We start from the raw sequence: 17,615 nt of genomic DNA, 5'->3' as shown, positions 1-17,615 counted from the left end.
CTGGTTTGAATGCAGTAAATCAGGTGACCGCGCATGATTGACCTAGAGCTGGATGATTTCAAAACCGTCGATGAAAACGTCTCCATGGTGCTGTTGGTCGATGACCAGGCCATGATCGGCGAGGCCGTGCGTCGTGGGCTTGCCACGGAAACGAACATCGATTTTCATTTCTGTGCCGATCCTCACCAAGCCATCGCCCATGCGATCCGGATCAAGCCGACGGTGATCCTGCAGGACCTGGTGATGCCGGGCCTCGACGGCCTGAGCCTGGTGCGCGAATACCGCAACCACCCGGCGACCAAGGACATTCCGATCATCGTGCTGTCGACCAAGGAGGATCCGCTGATCAAGAGTGCGGCATTTTCTGCAGGCGCCAACGATTATCTGGTCAAACTGCCGGACACCATCGAACTGGTGGCGCGAATCCGCTATCACTCGCGCTCCTACATGATGCTGCTGCAGCGTGATGCCGCCTACCGCGCCTTGCGCCTCAGCCAGCAGCAACTGCTCGATACCAACCTGGTGCTGCAGCGGCTGATGAACTCGGACGGCCTGACCGGGCTGTCCAACCGCCGGCATTTCGACGAATACCTGGAGCTGGAATGGCGCCGGGCCCAGCGCGAGCAGGCACAACTGTCGCTGCTGATGATCGACGTCGATTATTTCAAGTCCTATAACGACAGCTTTGGTCACCTCGAGGGTGACGAAGCGTTGCGCAAGGTCGCGGTGGCCATTCGCGAGGCCAGCAGTCGTCCTTCGGATCTGCCGGCACGCTATGGTGGCGAGGAGTTCTCGCTGGTGCTGCCCAGTACCTCGCAAGGCGGCGCGCGATTGGTGGCCGAGAAGCTGCGCCACAACGTGGCCGCGCTGAAAATTCCGCACAGCATGCCCAGCGAGGGCTCGGTGTTGACCATCAGCATCGGCTTGTCGACCTTGATACCGCAGCAGGGCAGCAACTGTCGGGAACTGATCCTGGCTGCCGACAAGGGGCTCTACCTGGCCAAGCACAATGGGCGTAATCAGGTGGGCATCGGGCAGCCGTAAGGCGTCATGGGGCAGGCAATTCACCTGATTGCGCTCACTGCCCCGCCAAGCGGGATGCCGGGACAGTTACAATTGCGTTATACTCGTCGGCTTTCAAAAGTTCACCGACGAGTGCTGCCCGCCATGGAAATCAACCCGATCCTTAACAGTATCAAGGACCTGTCCGAGCGCTCCGAAACTATTCGGGGGTATCTTTGACTACGATCAAAAGCATGAGCGCCTGATCGAAGTCAACCGCGAGCTCGAAGACCCAAGCGTCTGGAGCAACCCCGAGTACGCCCAGAACCTGGGCCGCGAGCGTGCCACCCTGGCCCAGATCGTCGAGACCCTGGATGAGATGTCCAGCGGCCTGAGCGATGCCAGTGACCTGCTGGAAATGGCTGCTGCCGAAGAAGATCAGGGCGCTGTCGACGATGTCGCCGCCGAGGTCGAACGCCTGCGCGCAATCCTCGAGAAGCTGGAATTCCGCCGGATGTTCAGCGGCGAAATGGACCAGAACCATGCCTACCTGGACATCCAGGCCGGTTCCGGCGGTACCGAAGCCCAGGACTGGGCCAACATCCTGCTGCGCATGTACCTGCGCTGGGCCGACAAGCGCGGCTTCGATGCGACCATCATGGAACTGTCCGCTGGCGAAGTCGCCGGGATCAAGGGCGCGACCGTGCATATCAAGGGCGAGTACGCCTTTGGCTGGCTGCGCACCGAAATCGGCGTGCACCGCCTGGTGCGCAAGAGCCCGTTCGACTCCGGCAACCGTCGCCACACCTCATTCTCGGCGGTGTTCGTCTCGCCGGAAATCGATGACAACATCGAAATCGACATCAACCCGTCTGACCTGCGGATCGACACCTATCGTTCCTCCGGTGCCGGTGGTCAGCACGTCAACACCACCGACTCGGCGGTACGGATCACCCACGTGCCGACCAACACCGTGGTCAGTTGCCAGAACGAGCGTTCCCAGCACGCGAACAAGGACACCGCGATGAAGATGTTGCGGGCGCGCCTGTACGAGCAGGAAATCCAGAAGCGCAACGCCGCTTCCCAGGCTCTGGAAGACACCAAGTCCGACATCGGCTGGGGACACCAGATCCGCTCCTACGTACTCGATGCCTCGCGGATCAAGGATCTGCGCACCAACATCGAACGCAGCGACTGTGACAAGGTGCTGGACGGCGATATCGACGAATACCTGGTGGCCAGCCTCAAGCAAGGGCTGTAAGACACTGCTGTGGGAAGCCGGCTTGCTGGCGATCCCCGGCCGCAGGCCGGGGGCAACGAACCTGTGATGGAAAATTTAAAGACATGAGCGACCAACAACTCGACCCGCAAGCCCTGCAACAGGAAGAAAACACGCTGATCGCCCTGCGCAAGGAAAAGCTTGCCGCCGAGCGCACCAAGGGCAATGCCTTCCCCAACGACTTCCGCCGCGACGCCTACTGCGAAGACCTGCAGAAACAGTACGTCGACAAGACCAAGGAAGAGCTGGCAGAGGCAGCGATCCCGGTCAAGGTTGCGGGTCGCATCATGCTCAACCGTGGTTCGTTCATGGTGATCCAGGACATGTCCGGGCGCATCCAGGTCTACGTCAACCGCAAGACGCTCTCGGAAGAGACCCTGGCAGCGGTGAAAACCTGGGACCTGGGCGACATCATCAGCGCCGAAGGCACCCTGGCCCGTTCCGGCAAGGGCGACCTGTACGTCGAGATGACCGATGTGCGCCTGCTGACCAAATCGCTGCGTCCGCTGCCGGACAAGCACCACGGCCTGACCGACACCGAACAGCGTTATCGCCAGCGCTACGTTGACCTGATCGTCAACGAAGACACGCGCCAGACCTTCCGTGTGCGTTCGCAAGTCATCGCCCACATCCGCAGCTTCATGATGAAGCGCGACTTCATGGAAGTCGAAACGCCGATGCTGCAGACCATTCCGGGCGGTGCTGCGGCCAAGCCGTTCGAAACCCACCACAATGCGCTGGACATGGGCATGTACCTGCGTATCGCGCCGGAGCTGTACCTCAAGCGTCTGGTGGTCGGTGGCTTCGAGCGCGTGTTCGAGATCAACCGCAACTTCCGTAATGAAGGTGTATCGACCCGGCATAACCCCGAGTTCACCATGCTCGAGTTCTACCAGGCCTACGCCGACTACGAAGACAACATGGACCTGACCGAAGAGCTGTTCCGTGAACTGGCTCAGGCCGTTCTGGGCAGCACCGACGTGCCCTATGGCGACAAGGTGTTCCACTTCGGCGAGCCATTCGTGCGTCTGTCGGTGTTCGACTCGATCCTCAAGTACAACCCGCAACTGACCGAAGCCGACCTGCTGGACGTCGACAAGGCTCGCGAAATCGCGAAAAAGGCTGGCGCCAAGGTGTTGGGCCACGAAGGCCTGGGCAAGCTGCAGGTGATGATTTTCGAAGAGCTGGTCGAGCACAAGCTGGAGCAGCCGCACTTCATTACCGAGTATCCGTTCGAAGTTTCGCCTCTGGCGCGTCGCAACGACAAGAACCCGAATGTCACCGATCGCTTCGAGCTGTTCATCGGTGGCCGTGAAATCGCCAACGCCTACTCGGAGTTGAACGACGCCGAAGATCAGGCCGAGCGCTTCAAGGCTCAGGTGGCGGAGAAGGATGCCGGCGACGACGAAGCCATGCACTACGATGCCGATTTCGTCCGCGCGCTGGAGTACGGCATGCCGCCGACCGCCGGTGAAGGTATCGGTATCGACCGCCTGGTGATGCTGCTGACCAACGCCCCGTCGATCCGCGACGTGATCCTGTTCCCGCACATGCGGCCGCAAGCGTAAGACCGTTGTTGACGAAGCCGCCCTCGCAAGGCGGCTTTTTTATTGCGTGCTGGTACGAATGTTTCAGATTATTACAAGAGAGGGATGTCAGGATTGGACCGTGCAATAGCGCAAAAGGGAGCGGCGGGTGTGGCCAGTGCATTGGCTGAAAGCGTTCAGTATCAAGGGCGCAAAGCCAGCCGGCAGGGCAGTGAGCAACGGCGGCAGGACATTCTCAACGCCGCCATGCGGATTGTCGTGCGTGACGGTGTGCGGGGCGTGCGACACCGTGCGGTGGCTGCCGAAGCGGGGGTGCCGCTGTCGGCCACCACCTACTACTTCAAGGATATCGATGACCTGCTGACCGATACCTTTGCCCAGTACGTCGAGCGCAGCGCGGCCTACATGGCCAAATTGTGGGAGAACAACGAAGGCTTGCTGCGCGAGATGGTTGCCTATGGCGATGGCAGCCCGGGTTCGCGGGCTCAGTTGGCCGATGACATCGCCCGGCTGACTGCCGAGTACGTTCAGCGCCAGTTGCACAACCGGCGCGAGCACCTGATGGCCGAGCAGGCGTTTCGTCAGGAAGCCCTGCTCAACCCGCGCCTGGCGCTGCTCGTGCGTGCGCACCAGCAGATTCTCCTGCAGGGCTCCTGCCAATTTTTCCAGGTGCTGGGCTCCCGTGAGCCGGAGCAGGATGCCAAGGTGTTGACGGCGATTATCGGCCAGATGGAATATCAGGGCCTTCTCGACGAAGCGGAACCCGAAACCGAGCAGGACCGGCTCGGGATTCTCACCCGTTACATGCATCTGGTGCTGGCCTCCGTCTAAGCTACTGGGCACGGCCATTCACCGCAGCAACGATCAGGAGTTTTCCTTGGACGAATACCAGCAGACGATACGCAGCCTCTCCGACCGCATTGTGCTGGCGCAGACGCCGATTCGCGTGCTCGATGCGGTGAAGTGGGACGAGAACATCCGCCAGGGGTTTCTCAAGGCCAAGGGCAAGGAAATGCCGGCGGTGGACCGTGACTACTACACCTCGCGGCCGCTGTCGTTCGACTCTGGCGCGGTCAAGCTGGAGTTCCAGAACATCGAGCGCGACATCACCCGCCGGTTGGGCCAGTTCAGCCCGGTGGGACAGATCATGCGGCGCATGTGCCGGGAATACCGCATGGTGGTGCGGATGCTCGAGGCGCGCGGCACCCCGGACTTCGGGCTGATCTCCCAGGAACTCTATGGCGCCGCCTCCGATGCGTTCCATGCCGGCGACCCGACCCTGGCAGACCTCGGCCTGATGCTGTCCGACTACCTGAACAATATCGATGGTCGCGGCGACCTCAAGGATGAACCCAAGACCCTGACCGCCAAGGACGCCGTCGATATGCTGCAGCGGCGGCTGAACAAGGTGTTCGGCGAGGCCGAGGAAACCATCCGGGTATTCGAGTCCGATGGCATCGTCGCCGATGCGGCGGCCGGCGCCGACTACATCAAGATCCGCGCCGATGCGTTGTTCAACTCGCGGGATGTGCGGGCGCTGGAAGTGCATGAGGGACTGGTGCACGTTGGTACCACGCTCAACGGCCTGAACCAGCCGATCTGTACCTTTCTGTCCAAGGGCCCGCCCTCGTCGACGGTGACTCAGGAAGGGCTGGCGATCCTGATGGAAATCATCACCTTCGCCTCCTACCCGAGCCGCCTGCGCAAGCTGACCAACCGGACCCGGGCCATCGACATGGTGGAGCAGGGCGCTGACTTTCTTCAGGTGTACGAGTTCTTCCGTGAACAGGGCTTCGAGATGGCCGAGAGCTACGGCAATGCCAGCCGGGTGTTCCGTGGTTCGGTGCCCAATGGGCTGCCGTTCACCAAGGACCTGTCCTACCTCAAGGGCTTCATCATGGTCTACAACTACATCCAGTTGGCCGTGCGCAAGGGCAAGCTCGAACAGGTGCCGTTGCTGTTCTGCGGCAAGACCACCCTGGAGGACATGCGTACCTTGCGCCAGTTGGTGGACGAAGGGCTGGTGGTGCCGCCCAAATACCTGCCGGAGCAGTTCCGCGACATGAATGCGCTGTCGGCCTGGATGTGTTTCAGCAACTTCCTCAATCACCTCAGCCTGGATCGGATCGAGGCGGATTATTCCAATATCCTCTGACCCTTCCGGACTCTCAACACCGCCGTCCTGTGTGGGAGCCGGCTCCTGCAAGGGCATTGGCGTTGCTACTGACATTGAGGTTTAAATCGGATGAGAACCCTCGGCATCCTCTGCCTGCTCCTGACCCTGAACGGTTGCAGCTCACTGCTGTTCTACCCCGAGCCCGGCCTGCCGTTCACCCCGGACAAGGCTCATCTCGCCTACCGTGACGTCACCCTGACCACCGCCGACGGTACCCGCCTGCATGCCTGGTGGCTGCCGGCCAAGGCCGGGGTGCCGGTCAAGGGCACGGTGCTGCACCTGCACGGCAATGGCGGCAACCTGTCCATGCACCTGGGCGGCAGTTGGTGGCTGCCGGAGCAGGGGTATCAGGTGTTGCTGATCGACTATCGCGGCTACGGCGTGTCCGAAGGGGAACCGAGCCTGCCGGCGGTCTATCAGGATATCGATGCTGCGTTCCAGTGGCTGGATCGCGCCCCGGAAGTCCGGGACAAGCCGCTGGTGGTCCTGGGGCAGAGCCTGGGAGGCGCGATGGCGGTCCACTATCTGGTTGAACACCCCGCTTATCAGCCCCGCCTCAAGACGTTGGTCCTCGACGGCGTGCCGGCCAGCTATCGCGCGGTGGGCCAGTTTGCTCTGAGCGGCTCCTGGCTGACCTGGCCCTTCCAGGTGCCGCTGTCGTGGCTGGTGCCCGATGGCGACAGTGCGATTCACGCGATGCCGCAACTGAACGGCGTGCCCAAGCTGATCTTCCAGAGTATCGACGATCCGTTGGTGCCCATGAACAACGGTATTGTCCTGTATCAGGCTGCACCACCGCCCAGGGTGTTACAACTGACTCGCGGAGGGCATGTGCAGACCTTCGCCGACCCGACCTGGCGCCAGGTGATGCTGCGCTATCTGGAGGACCCCCAGCATTTCAACGGCCTGCGCCGATTGGGTGAGATCCCGAATTATCCTGCTGCCCCGAATTCGAATGTTGAACCAGAGAGTCCGCAATGACCGAAGAACGCAACGCCATTCCCCTGATCATCACCGGTATCTGCAGCATCATCGGCACCGTGGGGTGCCTGTGGTACTACGGCTACCTGCATTTCGCCAAGCCGGAGGATGCGTTGGAACTCAACCAGTTCACCATGCTCAAGACCGTTCCGGGGGAAGACTATAAAGTGTCGCTGACACCGGCCAACCAGGTTGCCCAGTGCATCGACGGCGTGCTGGTACTGTTCGACACCGAGCAGAAGGGGCTGACCGGTGTACTGGTCAATGACAAGAAACAGGCGGTGCGTTGCATGGGCCAGGAAACCCCCAAGCTGGAGCAATAGGACTCTGGCGAGCTGCATGAAAAAGCCCCGCCTGATGCGATCAGGCGGGGCTTTTTCGTAGGCGTTCAAACGATTATTGGTTGCTGCTCATCGAAGAACGCGGTGCCACTGGCTGGTTGTCGTTGGAAATGGTCACTTCCACGCGACGGTTCATGGCCCGGCCGGAAACGCTGCCGTTATCCGCTACCGGGTATTCCTTGCCATAGCCCTGGGTGACAATGCGGCTCGGGTCCACACCCATCTTGATCAGGGCAACCTGTACCGACGTTGCACGGCGTTCGGACAGGCTCTGGTTGTAGGCCTCGCTGCCGGTGCTGTCGGTGTAGCCTTCGACAATCACCTTGCGGTCAGGGTTTTCCTGGAGGAACTGCACCAGTTTGTTGATATTGACCAGGCCGTTGGATTTGAGGTCGGCCTTGTTGGTGGCGAACAGCACGTCACCGAAGGTCACCAGGGTGCCGCGCTCGGTCTGCTTGGCGTTGAGGCTGTCCTGCAACTGCTTGATCTGCGCGTCGCGGGCATCCAGGCGGGCCTGTGCCCGTTGCGCTGCGGCGTTCTTCAGGTTGGCCTCGGCGGTGCGCAGGGCAATGGTCTGCTTGGCGACTTCAACACGCTGGTTGGTCAGGTAGGCCAACTGGTCGACGGTCTTTTCATCTTCACGGTTCTGGTAGGCCTTGTCCGCCTTGTCCAGATAGTCACTGGCGTCCTTGGTTTCCAGGGCCGCGACCTTGCTCGCCTGCGGGTCGGCCTGCAGGCCAGAGAAGTTGGTGCGCGCCTGTTCCAGGTTGGCATTGGGCTGCGACGAGCAGGCCGCCAGGCCAACGCTCAGAGCCAGGAGGGCGGGGATCATCAGTTGATTGCGCATAATGTTCGTCCTTTATCTGTCCGTTGAAACTTCAGGCTGCGGGAGGGCTTATTGCGCCGGCTGCACCACGGGGCGCTGGCTTTCCTGACGCAGTTCCTGAACACCTTTCTGGGCATCCTTCACGGCAAGCTCGGCCTTGGCAGCCTGGGCCTTGCGCTCGGCGACGCGGGCATCCCACTCGGCCTGTTCGGCCAGGCGACGGGCGTCGTCGTATTTCTTGTCATGCATGGCCAGCTCAGCTTGTTTGAGCTTGTCCTGCGCCGATTTCATTTCCACGGCGGCGTATTCGGTACCGCCAGCGCTGACTGCGCTGTTCACGGCAGACTGTGTCACCGCGTACTGCTCGCTCGGCGGGTTCCCGGCGCAACCGGCCAGAATGAAGCTGGTGCCCAGGGCCAGCGCGGCCAGTTTCAGCCCGCGCAGATGGTTAAACGAGGATGTGGCAATGCTGGTTTTCATGGTCTTCAACTCCATTGGATAGCTCCTGAAAAACATCAATCCCCATCACGGGCCCGAGGGCCTTCAGCGCAGATCACGCCGCTTCGTTCAGGCGTGTTTCGCAGCAGCTGTGCCAGTGATGGCTACTGGCTGTGACCCGAGGCTTTTTTGAATAGTTCAGCGCAGATGGCTAATCGCCCGAAAAAAATACTGACTGATCGGTCAATGCAAAAAGTCTGAACTTTCGCGACCCGCAGCGGTATTCCCGACTCGCTCGGGAGCCAGGAATACCGGAGATTTTCGGGACGCTGGCGGCCCGTTCAGTGCTTGGACTTGTCGGTCCCGCCAGACAGGTTATGCAGATGGCGACGTGACAGGGTGAGGAAGCGTGGGGTTGCGCCGACATCCTCGTACAGTGGATCACCTTCCTCGTCGGTGGCGACCACCTGCTGACCCTGGACGTAGGGCAAACTCGCCTCAAGCTCCTCCAGAGCGGCGCCGATCAGTTCGCCGAGCAGTTCCTCGGGGCTGCGCTTGGGGTACATTTCGCTGATTGCGGCAAGGCGGGCGGCGGCCTCCACGTCCAGATGAACGGCGTAACCGGTGTCGGTCAGGCGACCCTTGGCATTCTCTTCCCAGTGCTGGGCCAGCTCTCGGATTTTCATGATGACCTCAATTCCTACCCGTCGATGACGGGGATTGATGAATGGCCGGATCGGCATCGCTGCCAGCCCGCCATCAGCCTTCATGGGGCTGCTCAATTATCAGACTAGCTTCTGCCGGTGAGGTTCGGCGGGGAATTTTCCCTCTGCGCCCGTCGCTTGCCCGGCTTGTAAGCACGCGGCGCAGTGGTGCACTCTTGGCTTATGGAAACGTTCCAGAGCCTGCCGGAGAGCCTGCCGATGTCCGATATCGATGTGCGTTTGCGTGAAGACGTTCACTTGCTGGGTGAGTTGCTGGGCAATACCATCCGCGACCAGCATGGTGACGAATTCCTCGACAAGATCGAGCGGATTCGCAAGAGCGCCAAGGCCGATCGCAGCGATTCGGCCAGTACCGAACTGAGCGCCAGCCTCGATGATCTCGGCGATGACGAGTTGCTGCCGGTGGTCCGCGCGTTCAACCAGTTTCTCAACCTGGCGAACATCGCCGAGCAATATCAACTGATCCACCGGCGTGACGATTCGCAGCCGGCACCTTTCGAGGCGCGGGCGTTGCCGGAGTTGCTGGCCCGGTTGCGGGCCGAGGGCCATGGCGACGACTCCCTGGCCCGGCAACTGGGGCGTCTGGACATCGAACTGGTGCTTACTGCGCACCCGACCGAGGTGGCCCGGCGCACGCTGATCCAGAAGTACGACGCGATTGCCGCGCAACTGGCGTTGCAGGATCACCGTGACCTCACCGCCGCCGAACGGGAGCAGATCCGCCAGCGCCTGCAACGGCTGATTGCCGAAGCCTGGCACACCGAGGAGATCCGCCGCACCCGGCCGACCCCGGTGGACGAGGCCAAGTGGGGCTTCGCGGTGATCGAGCACTCGCTCTGGCAGGCCATTCCGAATTATCTGCGCAAGGCCGATGAAGCCCTGCATGCTGCCACCGGCCTGCACTTGCCGCTTGAGGCGGCGCCGATTCGCTTTGCTTCGTGGATGGGCGGCGACCGTGATGGCAACCCCAATGTGACGGCCAGGGTGACTCGCGAAGTGCTGCTGTTGGCACGCTGGATGGCGGCTGACCTGTACCTGCGCGATGTCGATCACCTGGCCGCCGAACTGTCGATGCAGCATGCCAGCGAAGCCTTGCGGGCCCGCGCCGGTAACAGCGCCGAGCCTTATCGGGCGGTGCTCAAGCAACTGCGCGAGCGGCTGCGGGCAACCCGCCAGTGGGCCCATGATTCGCTGGAGTCCACCCAACCGGCCACGGACCAGGTCCTGCGCGACAACCACGAGCTGCTGGAGCCCTTGCAGTTGTGTTATCAGTCCCTGCACGAATGCGGCATGGGCGTGATTGCCGACGGGCCGTTGCTCGATTGTCTGCGGCGGGCGGTGACCTTCGGGCTGTTTCTGGTGCGTCTGGATGTACGTCAGGATTCATCGCGCCATGCCTCGGCGATGAACGAGATCACCGACTATCTTGGGCTGGGCCGCTACGAGGACTGGGATGAAGATGCTCGGCTGACGTTCCTGATTCGCGAGTTGGGCAATCGTCGGCCACTGCTGCCGCCATATTTCAAGCCATCGGCAGATACCGCCGAGGTGTTGGCTACCTGTCGGGAAATCGCCGCGGCCCCGGCAGCGTCCCTGGGCTCGTATGTGATTTCCATGGCTGGAGCGGCTTCCGATGTGCTCGCTGTACAGCTGTTGCTCAAGGAATCCGGGGTGTTGCGGCCGATGCGCGTGGTGCCGCTGTTTGAAACCCTGGCCGACCTGGACAATGCCGGGCCGGTAATGGAGCGCCTGTTGCAGTTACCCGGTTATCGCTCGCGTTTGCAGGGCCCGCAAGAGGTGATGATCGGTTACTCCGACTCGGCCAAGGATGCCGGCACCACGGCTGCGGCCTGGGCCCAGTACCGCGCCCAGGAACGGCTGGTGGACATCTGTCGGGAGCAGCAGGTCGAGTTGCTGTTGTTCCATGGCCGTGGCGGCACCGTCGGTCGTGGCGGCGGCCCGGCCCATGCGGCGATTCTGTCGCAGCCGCCGGGGTCGGTGGCGGGGCGTTTCCGCACGACCGAGCAGGGCGAGATGATCCGTTTCAAGTTCGGCCTGCCGGACATCGCCGAACAGAACCTCAACCTGTACCTGGCGGCGGTGCTCGAGGCCACCTTGTTGCCGCCACCACCGCCACAACCGGCCTGGCGCAAGCTGATGGACGAGTTGGCGGCGGACGGCGTGCGCGCCTATCGCGCCGAGGTGCGCGACAATCCGCAGTTCGTCGAGTATTTCCGCCAGTCGACGCCGGAACAGGAACTCGGGCGCCTGCCGCTGGGCAGTCGTCCGGCCAAGCGTCGGGCTGGCGGTATAGAAAGCCTGCGGGCGATTCCCTGGATCTTCGGCTGGACCCAGACCCGCCTGATGCTGCCGGCCTGGCTCGGTTGGGAGACGGCCCTGCGGCATGCGCTGGAGCGTGGTCAGGGCCCACTGCTGGAGCAGATGCGCGAGCAATGGCCATTTTTCCGGACCCGTATCGACATGCTGGAAATGGTTCTGGCCAAGGCCGACAACGATATCGCCCGTTCCTACGACGAACGTCTGGTGGAAGCCGAACTGCTGCCGCTGGGTGTGCACTTACGCGACCTATTGTCGCAGGCGTGCGAGGTGGTACTGGGATTGACCGGCCAGTCGCAACTGTTGGCCCACAGCCCCGAAACCCTGGAATTCATTCGCCTGCGCAATACCTACCTCGATCCGCTGCACCTGCTGCAGGCCGAGTTGCTGGCGCGTACGCGGCGTCAGGAAAGCAACCAGAACAGCCCTCTGGAACAGGCTTTGCTGGTGTCCGTGGCCGGGATCGCCGCCGGCTTGCGCAATACCGGCTGAGGTCATGAAAAGCACGAGGCACGGGTAGCGGGGCAGGTACGAGCACAGGGTCAGATGCGGTCGTGCCTGTGTACGTGACACGGGGTGGTCGGGTTACGACCCGTGGTAGCAGGTTTGGGGTGTCGTGGCGGCTCGGGTCGATGCGACTTTGGGCGGCTTGTGTGGGGTCGGTCGGCTGTGTATCTTGATCAGCCCTTGGCCGTTTGGGCGGCTGTCACCCTATTGTTGAGATTGGCCCCACGAGGCGAATCCGAGCGTTTCTAAATAAAAAATTGAGGAGCACATCGATGCGCGTCATTCTGCTGGGAGCTCCCGGGGCCGGTAAAGGTACTCAGGCTAAGTTCATCACCGAGAAATTCGGCATCCCGCAAATCTCCACCGGCGACATGTTGCGTGCCGCGGTCAAGGCTGGCACCGAGCTGGGCGTCAAGGCCAAGGGCATCATGGATGCCGGTGGCCTGGTGTCCGATGACCTGATCATCGCACTGGTCAAGGACCGGATTGCCCAGGCCGATTGCGCCAACGGCTTCCTGTTCGACGGCTTCCCGCGCACTATTCCCCAGGCTGAAGCCCTGGTGCAGGCCGGTGTCGAGCTGGACCACGTGGTCGAGATCGCCGTCGACGACGAAGAGATCGTCCAGCGTATCGCCGGCCGCCGCGTTCACGAGGCCTCCGGTCGCGTTTACCACGTCGTCTACAACCCGCCGAAAGTCGAAGGCAAGGACGATGCGACGGGCGACGAGCTGGTTCAGCGCAAGGACGACACCGAAGAAACCGTTCGTCATCGCCTGTCGGTCTACCATTCCCAGACCAAGCCGCTGGTGGACTTCTACCAGAAGCTGTCGGCTGCCCAGGGCAAGCCGAAGTACAGCTACATCGCCGGCGTCGGCTCGGTCGAAGCGATCACCGGCAAGGTGCTTGAAGCACTGAACTGATCGTCGCGATTGCGTCTCTACAACAGCCCGCTTGCGGGCTGTTGTTGTTTATACTGTTGCACTTTTTCATTCTGACCTGACGGAAACATCGATGAGCACCTTGCTGGCCCTGGACACCGCGACTGAAGCTTGCTCCGTCGCCTTGCTGCATGACGGCAAGGTGACGAGCCACTATGAGGTGATCCCGCGCCTGCACGCGCAGAAGCTGCTGCCGATGATCCAGCAATTGCTGGCGGATGCCGGGATTGGCCTGTCTGCGGTCGATGCGATTGCCTTTGGCCGTGGGCCAGGTGCCTTTACTGGCGTGCGGATCGCGATTGGCGTGGTCCAGGGCCTGGCCTTTGCCCTGGAGCGCCCGGTATTGCCGGTGTCGAACCTGGCGGTGCTGGCTCAGCGAGCGTTGCGCGAGCATGGCGCCAGCCAGGTCGCGGCGGCCATCGATGCACGGATGGATGAGGTATATTGGGGCTGTTATCGCGAGGAGGCCGGGGAGATGCGTCTGGCTGGCAGCGAAGCGGTGCTGGCACCGGAAGTCGCGGCGCTGCCGGCAGCGGCCACCGGCGCCTGGTTTGGCGCGGGCACGGGCTGGGGGTATGGTGAGCGGATCAAGGTTGCGCTGAGCGGCCAGGATGCTGGCATGCTGCCCCACGCCGAGGACCTGCTGAGCCTGGCGCGATTCGCCTGGGCGCGTGGCGAAGCCATCGTTGCCGACGAAGCGCAGCCGGTCTACCTGCGTGACAAGGTCGCCACGCCCAAGGCTCGCTGAACCCCGGGTGAATTTCGAAGCTCCACTGAGGGTTAAGCCGAACGCTTAGAATGTCGTCTGAAGCAGTCAAAAATGTGCCGTCCGTCATGTTTTTCCCACGCTGGCAGCGCTATGTGAAAACCTTTTTCCAGTTCTGTGGTCTGGTTATCACTTGGGCAATAGCCAAGTACGGCGCGTACTGCTAAATTGCCATCATCGACACCGAGCATGCCCCAATGCGTATAGACGGCGTTTCATCACAGTCTTATTCCATCAAGCGCAAGCCCCGCAAGGGCGGCGTTGTGCTGGACGCTGATGGTGAACTGCTGAGCAACGATAGTGAGGATCTCTCCGAAGTCGCTGCCCGTGCCGAAGCCGCAGGTGAACGCCTGGCCAACCTGCCGGCCCGTCCGCAAGACATGATCTTCCATCGCTCCATGAGCAAAAGTGTCGCCACGGCCCTTGCCAGCTACCTGACCACTGCCGGTTTCGTCGAGTGGGACATGGAAGTGTTGGGGCTCGACCTGCATATCTGATCTAATCGGTACCATGACCGATTCAGTGCTCCCTTATTACCTGGGTTGTCCGTCCTGGAGTGAAAACGCCTGGCGCGAATTCCTGTACCCGGAAAACGCTCGTCCAGCGGATTTTCTCGACCTCTACAGCCAGGTCTTCAACGCCGTCGAAGGCAACACCACGTTCTACGCGCGACCCGCCGCGAGCACCGTCGAGCGTTGGGCGCAGACCATGCCCGAGCATTTTCGCTTCACCGCCAAGTTCCCCCGCGATATCAGTCACGGTGGAGACCTGCGTGATCAGGTGCTGGCGGCCGAGGCGTTCCTGCAACTGCTAAAACCGCTGGGCGCGCGGGTGTCGCCATTGTGGCTGCAACTGCCGGCGAGTTTCGCGCCGCATCGCTTGGGCGAACTGGCTGGATTCATCGACAGCCTACAGCAGCCGCTGGCTATCGAGGTCCGGCATCCCGAATTCTTCGCCAAGGGCGATGCCGAGCGGATGCTCAATCGATTGCTGCTCGATCGGGGCGTTGAGCGCATCTGTCTCGATCCACGGGCGTTGTTCAGTTGTACCTCGACCACCCCTGCGGTGCTGCATGCCCAGTCGAAAAAGCCCAAGGTGCCGCCGCGACCGGCAGCCTTTACCCAGTTTCCGCAGGTTCGTTTCATCGGCCACCCGGAGTTGGCGGCGAATGAGTCATTCCTGACACCCTGGGTCGAGAAGGTGGCGGTGTGGATCGAAGAGGGGCGCACGCCGTATATCTTCCTGCATACCTCGGACAATCTGCTGGCACCAAAGCTGGCGCAACGCTTTCACCAGCGGCTGATGGCACGTTTGCCTGGCCTGCCCGCGTTGCCTGAGCTATACAGAGAGCCCGCTGCGGAGCAACTCGGCTTGCTCTGACGGCGCCTGTTCTTACTGCCAGGAGTCGCTCATATGGATGCGCAAACCCTTCGAGCCCAAGCCTTCAAGGCCCTGCACGAACGTGCGGGGGCTTTTGTGATCCCCAATCCCTGGGATGCCGGCTCGGCGAAAATGCTCGCGGCGCTGGGCTTCGAAGCCCTGGCCACCACCAGCGCGGGGTTGGCGTTTTCCCTGGGGCGTCCGGATGCGGAAGGTGCGGTCAGCCGTGCCGATGCCTTGGAGAACGCTCATGTCATTGCCAGGGCCACGCCGCTGCCGGTGGCGGCGGACCTGGAAAACGGTTATGCCGACAGCCCTGAAGGGTGCGCCCAGACCATCCTGATGGCTGCCGAAGTCGGTTTGGTCGGAGGCTCCATCGAGGATGCCACGGGCAATCCCGAAGAACCGATCTATCCCTTTGCATTGGCTGTCGAACGGGTTGAAGCGGCGGTGGCAGCAGCACGTAGCCTGCCGTTCACGTTCACCCTGACGGCACGGGCGGAGAATTTTCTGGTCGGGCGACGGGATCTTGCTGACACCATCCGCCGCCTGCAGGCTTATGCCGAAGCCGGGGCCGATGTGCTCTACGCGCCGGACTTGAGCACCGCCGAGGAGATCAGTGCAATCGTCAAGGCGGTGGCCCCAAAGCCGGTGAACGTGCTGATGTCCGGTGGTGTGCCACTGTCGGTGGCTGACTTGAGCGCGCTGGGCGTCAAGCGCATCAGTGTCGGTTCGGCGCTGGCGCGTGCGGCGTATGGGGCTTTTTACCAGGCGGCGCAGGAGATCTGCGGGCCGGGCACCTTCGATTTCACCGAGCAGGCGATACCGTTCGGCAAGATCAACCAGATGTTCAAGGGGTGAAGCGGATGCTGGCGGCTCAGGCCGCCAGACGCAGGTTGTGCGCCACCAGCGGGCGTGCCCAATTCTGGTCGTAGTCCAGGGCCTGCTGTTGCTTGACCAGGGTCGGTTCGTCGTACGGAATGGCCGGTTTCGGTAGCAGGTCGAGTTCGAACTCGGCAATCGGCAGGTGCAATGGACGTGGTTGCGGTGCAGGGCCGGGCTGCGCTTGTGCTTGGCCGGCCGTCAGTACGATGGGACGAACCCATTCACTTTCGAAATCCTGTTGGCGCTGCTGGGCGATGATCTCGTCTTCCGGGTAAGGCGGTGCCGGTTTTTTCAGCAGGTCGAGTTCGAACTCGGCGATCGGCAGGAACAGCGGTTCTGGCGGGCGGACCGGATTGTCGGTGACTTCGCAGTGCAACTGGTCGACGATCTGGGCCAGGGTCTCGGCACCGGCGGTCGGTTCGACCGGGCCATCAATCGGCAGTTCGGCCACTGCCTGCTTCGGTGCATCACCCACCTGCTCGGCCATCGCCCGTGCGAAGAAATCCTGCCACAGGTGGCTGACGCCACTCAGTGCCTGGGAGTTTCGCAGGCCGTAATCGCCGACGGGCGATAGATAACCTATGGATGTGCGCTGAATGTCTGACATGGCTCTTGGCGGTGACCCAAGCTCTGGCAAAATGACGGATAATTCTTTTATCGGCCGTTTTTGCCGATCATTAAATTTTTGAGCGTTTTTTTCATGAGTGAGCAGCAAGCAGCCGTACGCATCAGGGTCGAGGCGCTGGCCGAAGGGTTTCAATCCCAGGCGCAGGAGTGGGCCCGACGGCTGGCGCTACCCTTGCAGGAGCCCGAGGCCGAGTTTGCCCTGCAGGTGTCCGAACACGGATTGCAGTTGCAGCAACTGGGGCCGGATGCACCGGGGCCGGTACGGGTCGATTTCGTCGAGGGTGGTGCGGCGCATCGGCGCCTGTTCGGTGGCGGCAGCGGCCAGATGATCGCCAAGGCGGTCGGCATCCAGCAGGGCGTGCGTCCTCGGGTACTGGATGCCACCGCAGGGCTGGGCAAGGATGCCTTCGTGCTGGCGAGCCTGGGCTGTGAGATGAGCCTGATCGAGCGCCAGCCACTGATCGGTGCGTTGCTGGAGGATGGCCTGGCCCGGGGCCTGGAGGATCTGGAGGTGGCGCCGATCATTTCCCGCATGCGCCTGCTCAAGGGCAACTCCATCGAAGTAATGCGCAACTGGGAGGGTGAACCGCCGCAGGTCATCTACCTGGACCCGATGTTTCCCCATCGGGAGAAAACTGCGCTGGTGAAGAAGGAAATGCGCCTGTTCCGGCCGCTGGTGGGGGATGATCCGGATGCGCCGGCGCTGCTTGAGGCCGCCCTGGCCCTGGCGACCCACCGGGTGGTGGTCAAGCGCCCGCGCAAGGCACCCTGCATCGACGGCCCCAAGCCCAGTCATGGGCTGGAGGGCAAGTCGAGCCGCTACGATATCTATCCGAAAAAAGCGCTCAAGCCCTGAGCGC

The 17,615-nt window shown here is 62.0% G+C and carries 18 protein-coding genes; 14 read left to right on the top strand and 4 right to left on the bottom strand.

Annotated elements, in window-relative coordinates:
* Window positions 1-33 precede the first annotated feature (33 nt).
* The 7 genes from BLU37_RS01360 to BLU37_RS01330 all read left to right on the top strand — a co-directional run bounded on the left by BLU37_RS01360 (window position 34) and on the right by BLU37_RS01330 (window position 7,308).
* On the top strand, window positions 34-1,044 hold the full coding sequence (locus tag BLU37_RS01360; protein ID WP_090202005.1) for a diguanylate cyclase: 1,011 nt from the start codon (window positions 34-36) through the stop codon (window positions 1,042-1,044).
* Window positions 1,045-1,167: 123 nt separating this feature from the next.
* Window positions 1,168-2,263, top strand: a protein-coding gene (gene prfB / locus BLU37_RS01355) for a peptide chain release factor 2 (RefSeq protein ID WP_157581040.1) whose coding sequence is annotated in 2 segments (ribosomal slippage) — window positions 1,168-1,239 and window positions 1,241-2,263 — 1,095 coding nt in all. Because the reading frame shifts where the segments join, the coding sequence is not laid out codon by codon here.
* Window positions 2,264-2,346: 83 nt separating this feature from the next.
* Window positions 2,347-3,849 carry a lysine--tRNA ligase gene (gene lysS / locus BLU37_RS01350; protein WP_010444103.1) on the top strand — a complete coding sequence of 501 codons (1,503 nt, stop codon included), beginning with the start codon at window positions 2,347-2,349 and terminating at the stop codon, window positions 3,847-3,849.
* A gap of 93 nt (window positions 3,850-3,942) precedes the next feature.
* On the top strand, window positions 3,943-4,659 hold the full coding sequence (locus BLU37_RS01345; protein WP_090202004.1) for a TetR/AcrR family transcriptional regulator: 717 nt from the start codon (window positions 3,943-3,945) through the stop codon (window positions 4,657-4,659).
* Between the two features lie 46 nt (window positions 4,660-4,705).
* Window positions 4,706-5,983 carry a flavohemoglobin expression-modulating QEGLA motif protein gene (locus BLU37_RS01340; protein WP_010444105.1) on the top strand — a complete coding sequence of 426 codons (1,278 nt, stop codon included), beginning with the start codon at window positions 4,706-4,708 and terminating at the stop codon, window positions 5,981-5,983.
* Between the two features lie 90 nt (window positions 5,984-6,073).
* The gene (locus BLU37_RS01335; RefSeq protein WP_090202003.1) at window positions 6,074-6,985 is read left to right on the top strand and encodes an alpha/beta hydrolase; all 912 of its coding nucleotides are present in this window, start codon (window positions 6,074-6,076) and stop codon (window positions 6,983-6,985) included.
* A complete protein-coding gene (locus tag BLU37_RS01330) occupies window positions 6,982-7,308 on the top strand; it encodes a hypothetical protein (RefSeq protein WP_010448619.1) in 327 nt (108 codons plus the stop codon). Before BLU37_RS01335 ends, BLU37_RS01330 begins: the two co-directional genes overlap by 4 nt.
* A 73-nt stretch (window positions 7,309-7,381) precedes the next feature.
* On the opposite strand, the gene BLU37_RS01325 is transcribed toward BLU37_RS01330, so the two are convergent.
* From BLU37_RS01325 to BLU37_RS01315, 3 genes are all read right to left on the bottom strand, one after another.
* Window positions 7,382-8,173 (bottom strand): OmpA family protein, encoded by a 792-nt coding sequence (locus BLU37_RS01325; RefSeq protein WP_090202002.1) that lies wholly within the window; start codon window positions 8,171-8,173, stop codon window positions 7,382-7,384.
* Between the two features lie 48 nt (window positions 8,174-8,221).
* Window positions 8,222-8,647, bottom strand: coding sequence for a DUF4398 domain-containing protein (locus BLU37_RS01320; protein WP_010448615.1), 426 nt, complete (start codon window positions 8,645-8,647; stop codon window positions 8,222-8,224).
* Window positions 8,648-8,931: 284 nt separating this feature from the next.
* On the bottom strand, window positions 8,932-9,276 hold the full coding sequence (locus tag BLU37_RS01315) for a pilin assembly protein (RefSeq protein ID WP_090210884.1): 345 nt from the start codon (window positions 9,274-9,276) through the stop codon (window positions 8,932-8,934).
* 237 nt (window positions 9,277-9,513) lie between these two features.
* Between BLU37_RS01315 and ppc the strand changes: the two genes are divergently transcribed.
* From ppc to BLU37_RS01285, 6 genes are all read left to right on the top strand, one after another.
* Window positions 9,514-12,144 carry a phosphoenolpyruvate carboxylase gene (gene ppc / locus BLU37_RS01310; protein ID WP_010448612.1) on the top strand — a complete coding sequence of 877 codons (2,631 nt, stop codon included), beginning with the start codon at window positions 9,514-9,516 and terminating at the stop codon, window positions 12,142-12,144.
* A gap of 287 nt (window positions 12,145-12,431) precedes the next feature.
* Window positions 12,432-13,079 (top strand): adenylate kinase, encoded by a 648-nt coding sequence (gene adk / locus BLU37_RS01305; RefSeq protein ID WP_010448610.1) that lies wholly within the window; start codon window positions 12,432-12,434, stop codon window positions 13,077-13,079.
* Between the two features lie 91 nt (window positions 13,080-13,170).
* Window positions 13,171-13,845: a tRNA (adenosine(37)-N6)-threonylcarbamoyltransferase complex dimerization subunit type 1 TsaB gene (tsaB, locus tag BLU37_RS01300; RefSeq protein WP_019362231.1), complete on the top strand. Its 675-nt coding sequence runs from the start codon at window positions 13,171-13,173 to the stop codon at window positions 13,843-13,845.
* A gap of 215 nt (window positions 13,846-14,060) precedes the next feature.
* Window positions 14,061-14,360 (top strand): hypothetical protein, encoded by a 300-nt coding sequence (locus tag BLU37_RS01295; protein ID WP_010444797.1) that lies wholly within the window; start codon window positions 14,061-14,063, stop codon window positions 14,358-14,360.
* Window positions 14,361-14,373: 13 nt separating this feature from the next.
* Entirely contained in the window at window positions 14,374-15,243 is an 870-nt protein-coding gene (locus BLU37_RS01290; protein WP_010444795.1) for a DUF72 domain-containing protein, read from the top strand.
* Window positions 15,244-15,276: 33 nt separating this feature from the next.
* Entirely contained in the window at window positions 15,277-16,104 is an 828-nt protein-coding gene (locus BLU37_RS01285) for an isocitrate lyase/PEP mutase family protein (RefSeq protein ID WP_010444793.1), read from the top strand.
* 16 nt (window positions 16,105-16,120) lie between these two features.
* Here the strand turns inward: BLU37_RS01285 and BLU37_RS01280 are convergent, their stop codons facing one another.
* On the bottom strand, window positions 16,121-16,735 hold the full coding sequence (locus tag BLU37_RS01280) for an energy transducer TonB (RefSeq protein ID WP_090202001.1): 615 nt from the start codon (window positions 16,733-16,735) through the stop codon (window positions 16,121-16,123).
* 93 nt (window positions 16,736-16,828) lie between these two features.
* Between BLU37_RS01280 and BLU37_RS01275 the strand changes: the two genes are divergently transcribed.
* On the top strand, window positions 16,829-17,611 hold the full coding sequence (locus BLU37_RS01275; RefSeq protein WP_010444789.1) for a class I SAM-dependent methyltransferase: 783 nt from the start codon (window positions 16,829-16,831) through the stop codon (window positions 17,609-17,611).
* Window positions 17,612-17,615 lie beyond the last annotated feature (4 nt).

The organism is Pseudomonas asplenii, from assembly GCF_900105475.1.
Lineage (GTDB): Bacteria > Pseudomonadota > Gammaproteobacteria > Pseudomonadales > Pseudomonadaceae > Aquipseudomonas > Aquipseudomonas asplenii.
This window is presented reverse-complemented; position numbering and strand designations above follow the sequence as displayed.

What these genes read in the sequence shown, in the direction of transcription:
- BLU37_RS01315 (WP_090210884.1), bottom strand. Translation starts at nt 9,276, where the DNA reads ATGAAAATCCGAGAGCTGGCCCAGCACTGGGAAGAGAATGCCAAGGGT.
- BLU37_RS01330 (WP_010448619.1), top strand. Translation starts at nt 6,982, where the DNA reads ATGACCGAAGAACGCAACGCCATTCCCCTGATCATCACCGGTATCTGC.
- BLU37_RS01335 (WP_090202003.1), top strand. Translation starts at nt 6,074, where the DNA reads ATGAGAACCCTCGGCATCCTCTGCCTGCTCCTGACCCTGAACGGTTGC.
- BLU37_RS01285 (WP_010444793.1), top strand. Translation starts at nt 15,277, where the DNA reads ATGGATGCGCAAACCCTTCGAGCCCAAGCCTTCAAGGCCCTGCACGAA.
- tsaB (WP_019362231.1), top strand. Translation starts at nt 13,171, where the DNA reads ATGAGCACCTTGCTGGCCCTGGACACCGCGACTGAAGCTTGCTCCGTC.
- BLU37_RS01290 (WP_010444795.1), top strand. Translation starts at nt 14,374, where the DNA reads ATGACCGATTCAGTGCTCCCTTATTACCTGGGTTGTCCGTCCTGGAGT.
- BLU37_RS01360 (WP_090202005.1), top strand. Translation starts at nt 34, where the DNA reads ATGATTGACCTAGAGCTGGATGATTTCAAAACCGTCGATGAAAACGTC.
- lysS (WP_010444103.1), top strand. Translation starts at nt 2,347, where the DNA reads ATGAGCGACCAACAACTCGACCCGCAAGCCCTGCAACAGGAAGAAAAC.
- BLU37_RS01320 (WP_010448615.1), bottom strand. Translation starts at nt 8,647, where the DNA reads ATGGAGTTGAAGACCATGAAAACCAGCATTGCCACATCCTCGTTTAAC.
- BLU37_RS01280 (WP_090202001.1), bottom strand. Translation starts at nt 16,735, where the DNA reads ATGTCAGACATTCAGCGCACATCCATAGGTTATCTATCGCCCGTCGGC.
- ppc (WP_010448612.1), top strand. Translation starts at nt 9,514, where the DNA reads ATGTCCGATATCGATGTGCGTTTGCGTGAAGACGTTCACTTGCTGGGT.
- BLU37_RS01295 (WP_010444797.1), top strand. Translation starts at nt 14,061, where the DNA reads ATGCGTATAGACGGCGTTTCATCACAGTCTTATTCCATCAAGCGCAAG.
- adk (WP_010448610.1), top strand. Translation starts at nt 12,432, where the DNA reads ATGCGCGTCATTCTGCTGGGAGCTCCCGGGGCCGGTAAAGGTACTCAG.
- BLU37_RS01325 (WP_090202002.1), bottom strand. Translation starts at nt 8,173, where the DNA reads ATGCGCAATCAACTGATGATCCCCGCCCTCCTGGCTCTGAGCGTTGGC.
- BLU37_RS01275 (WP_010444789.1), top strand. Translation starts at nt 16,829, where the DNA reads ATGAGTGAGCAGCAAGCAGCCGTACGCATCAGGGTCGAGGCGCTGGCC.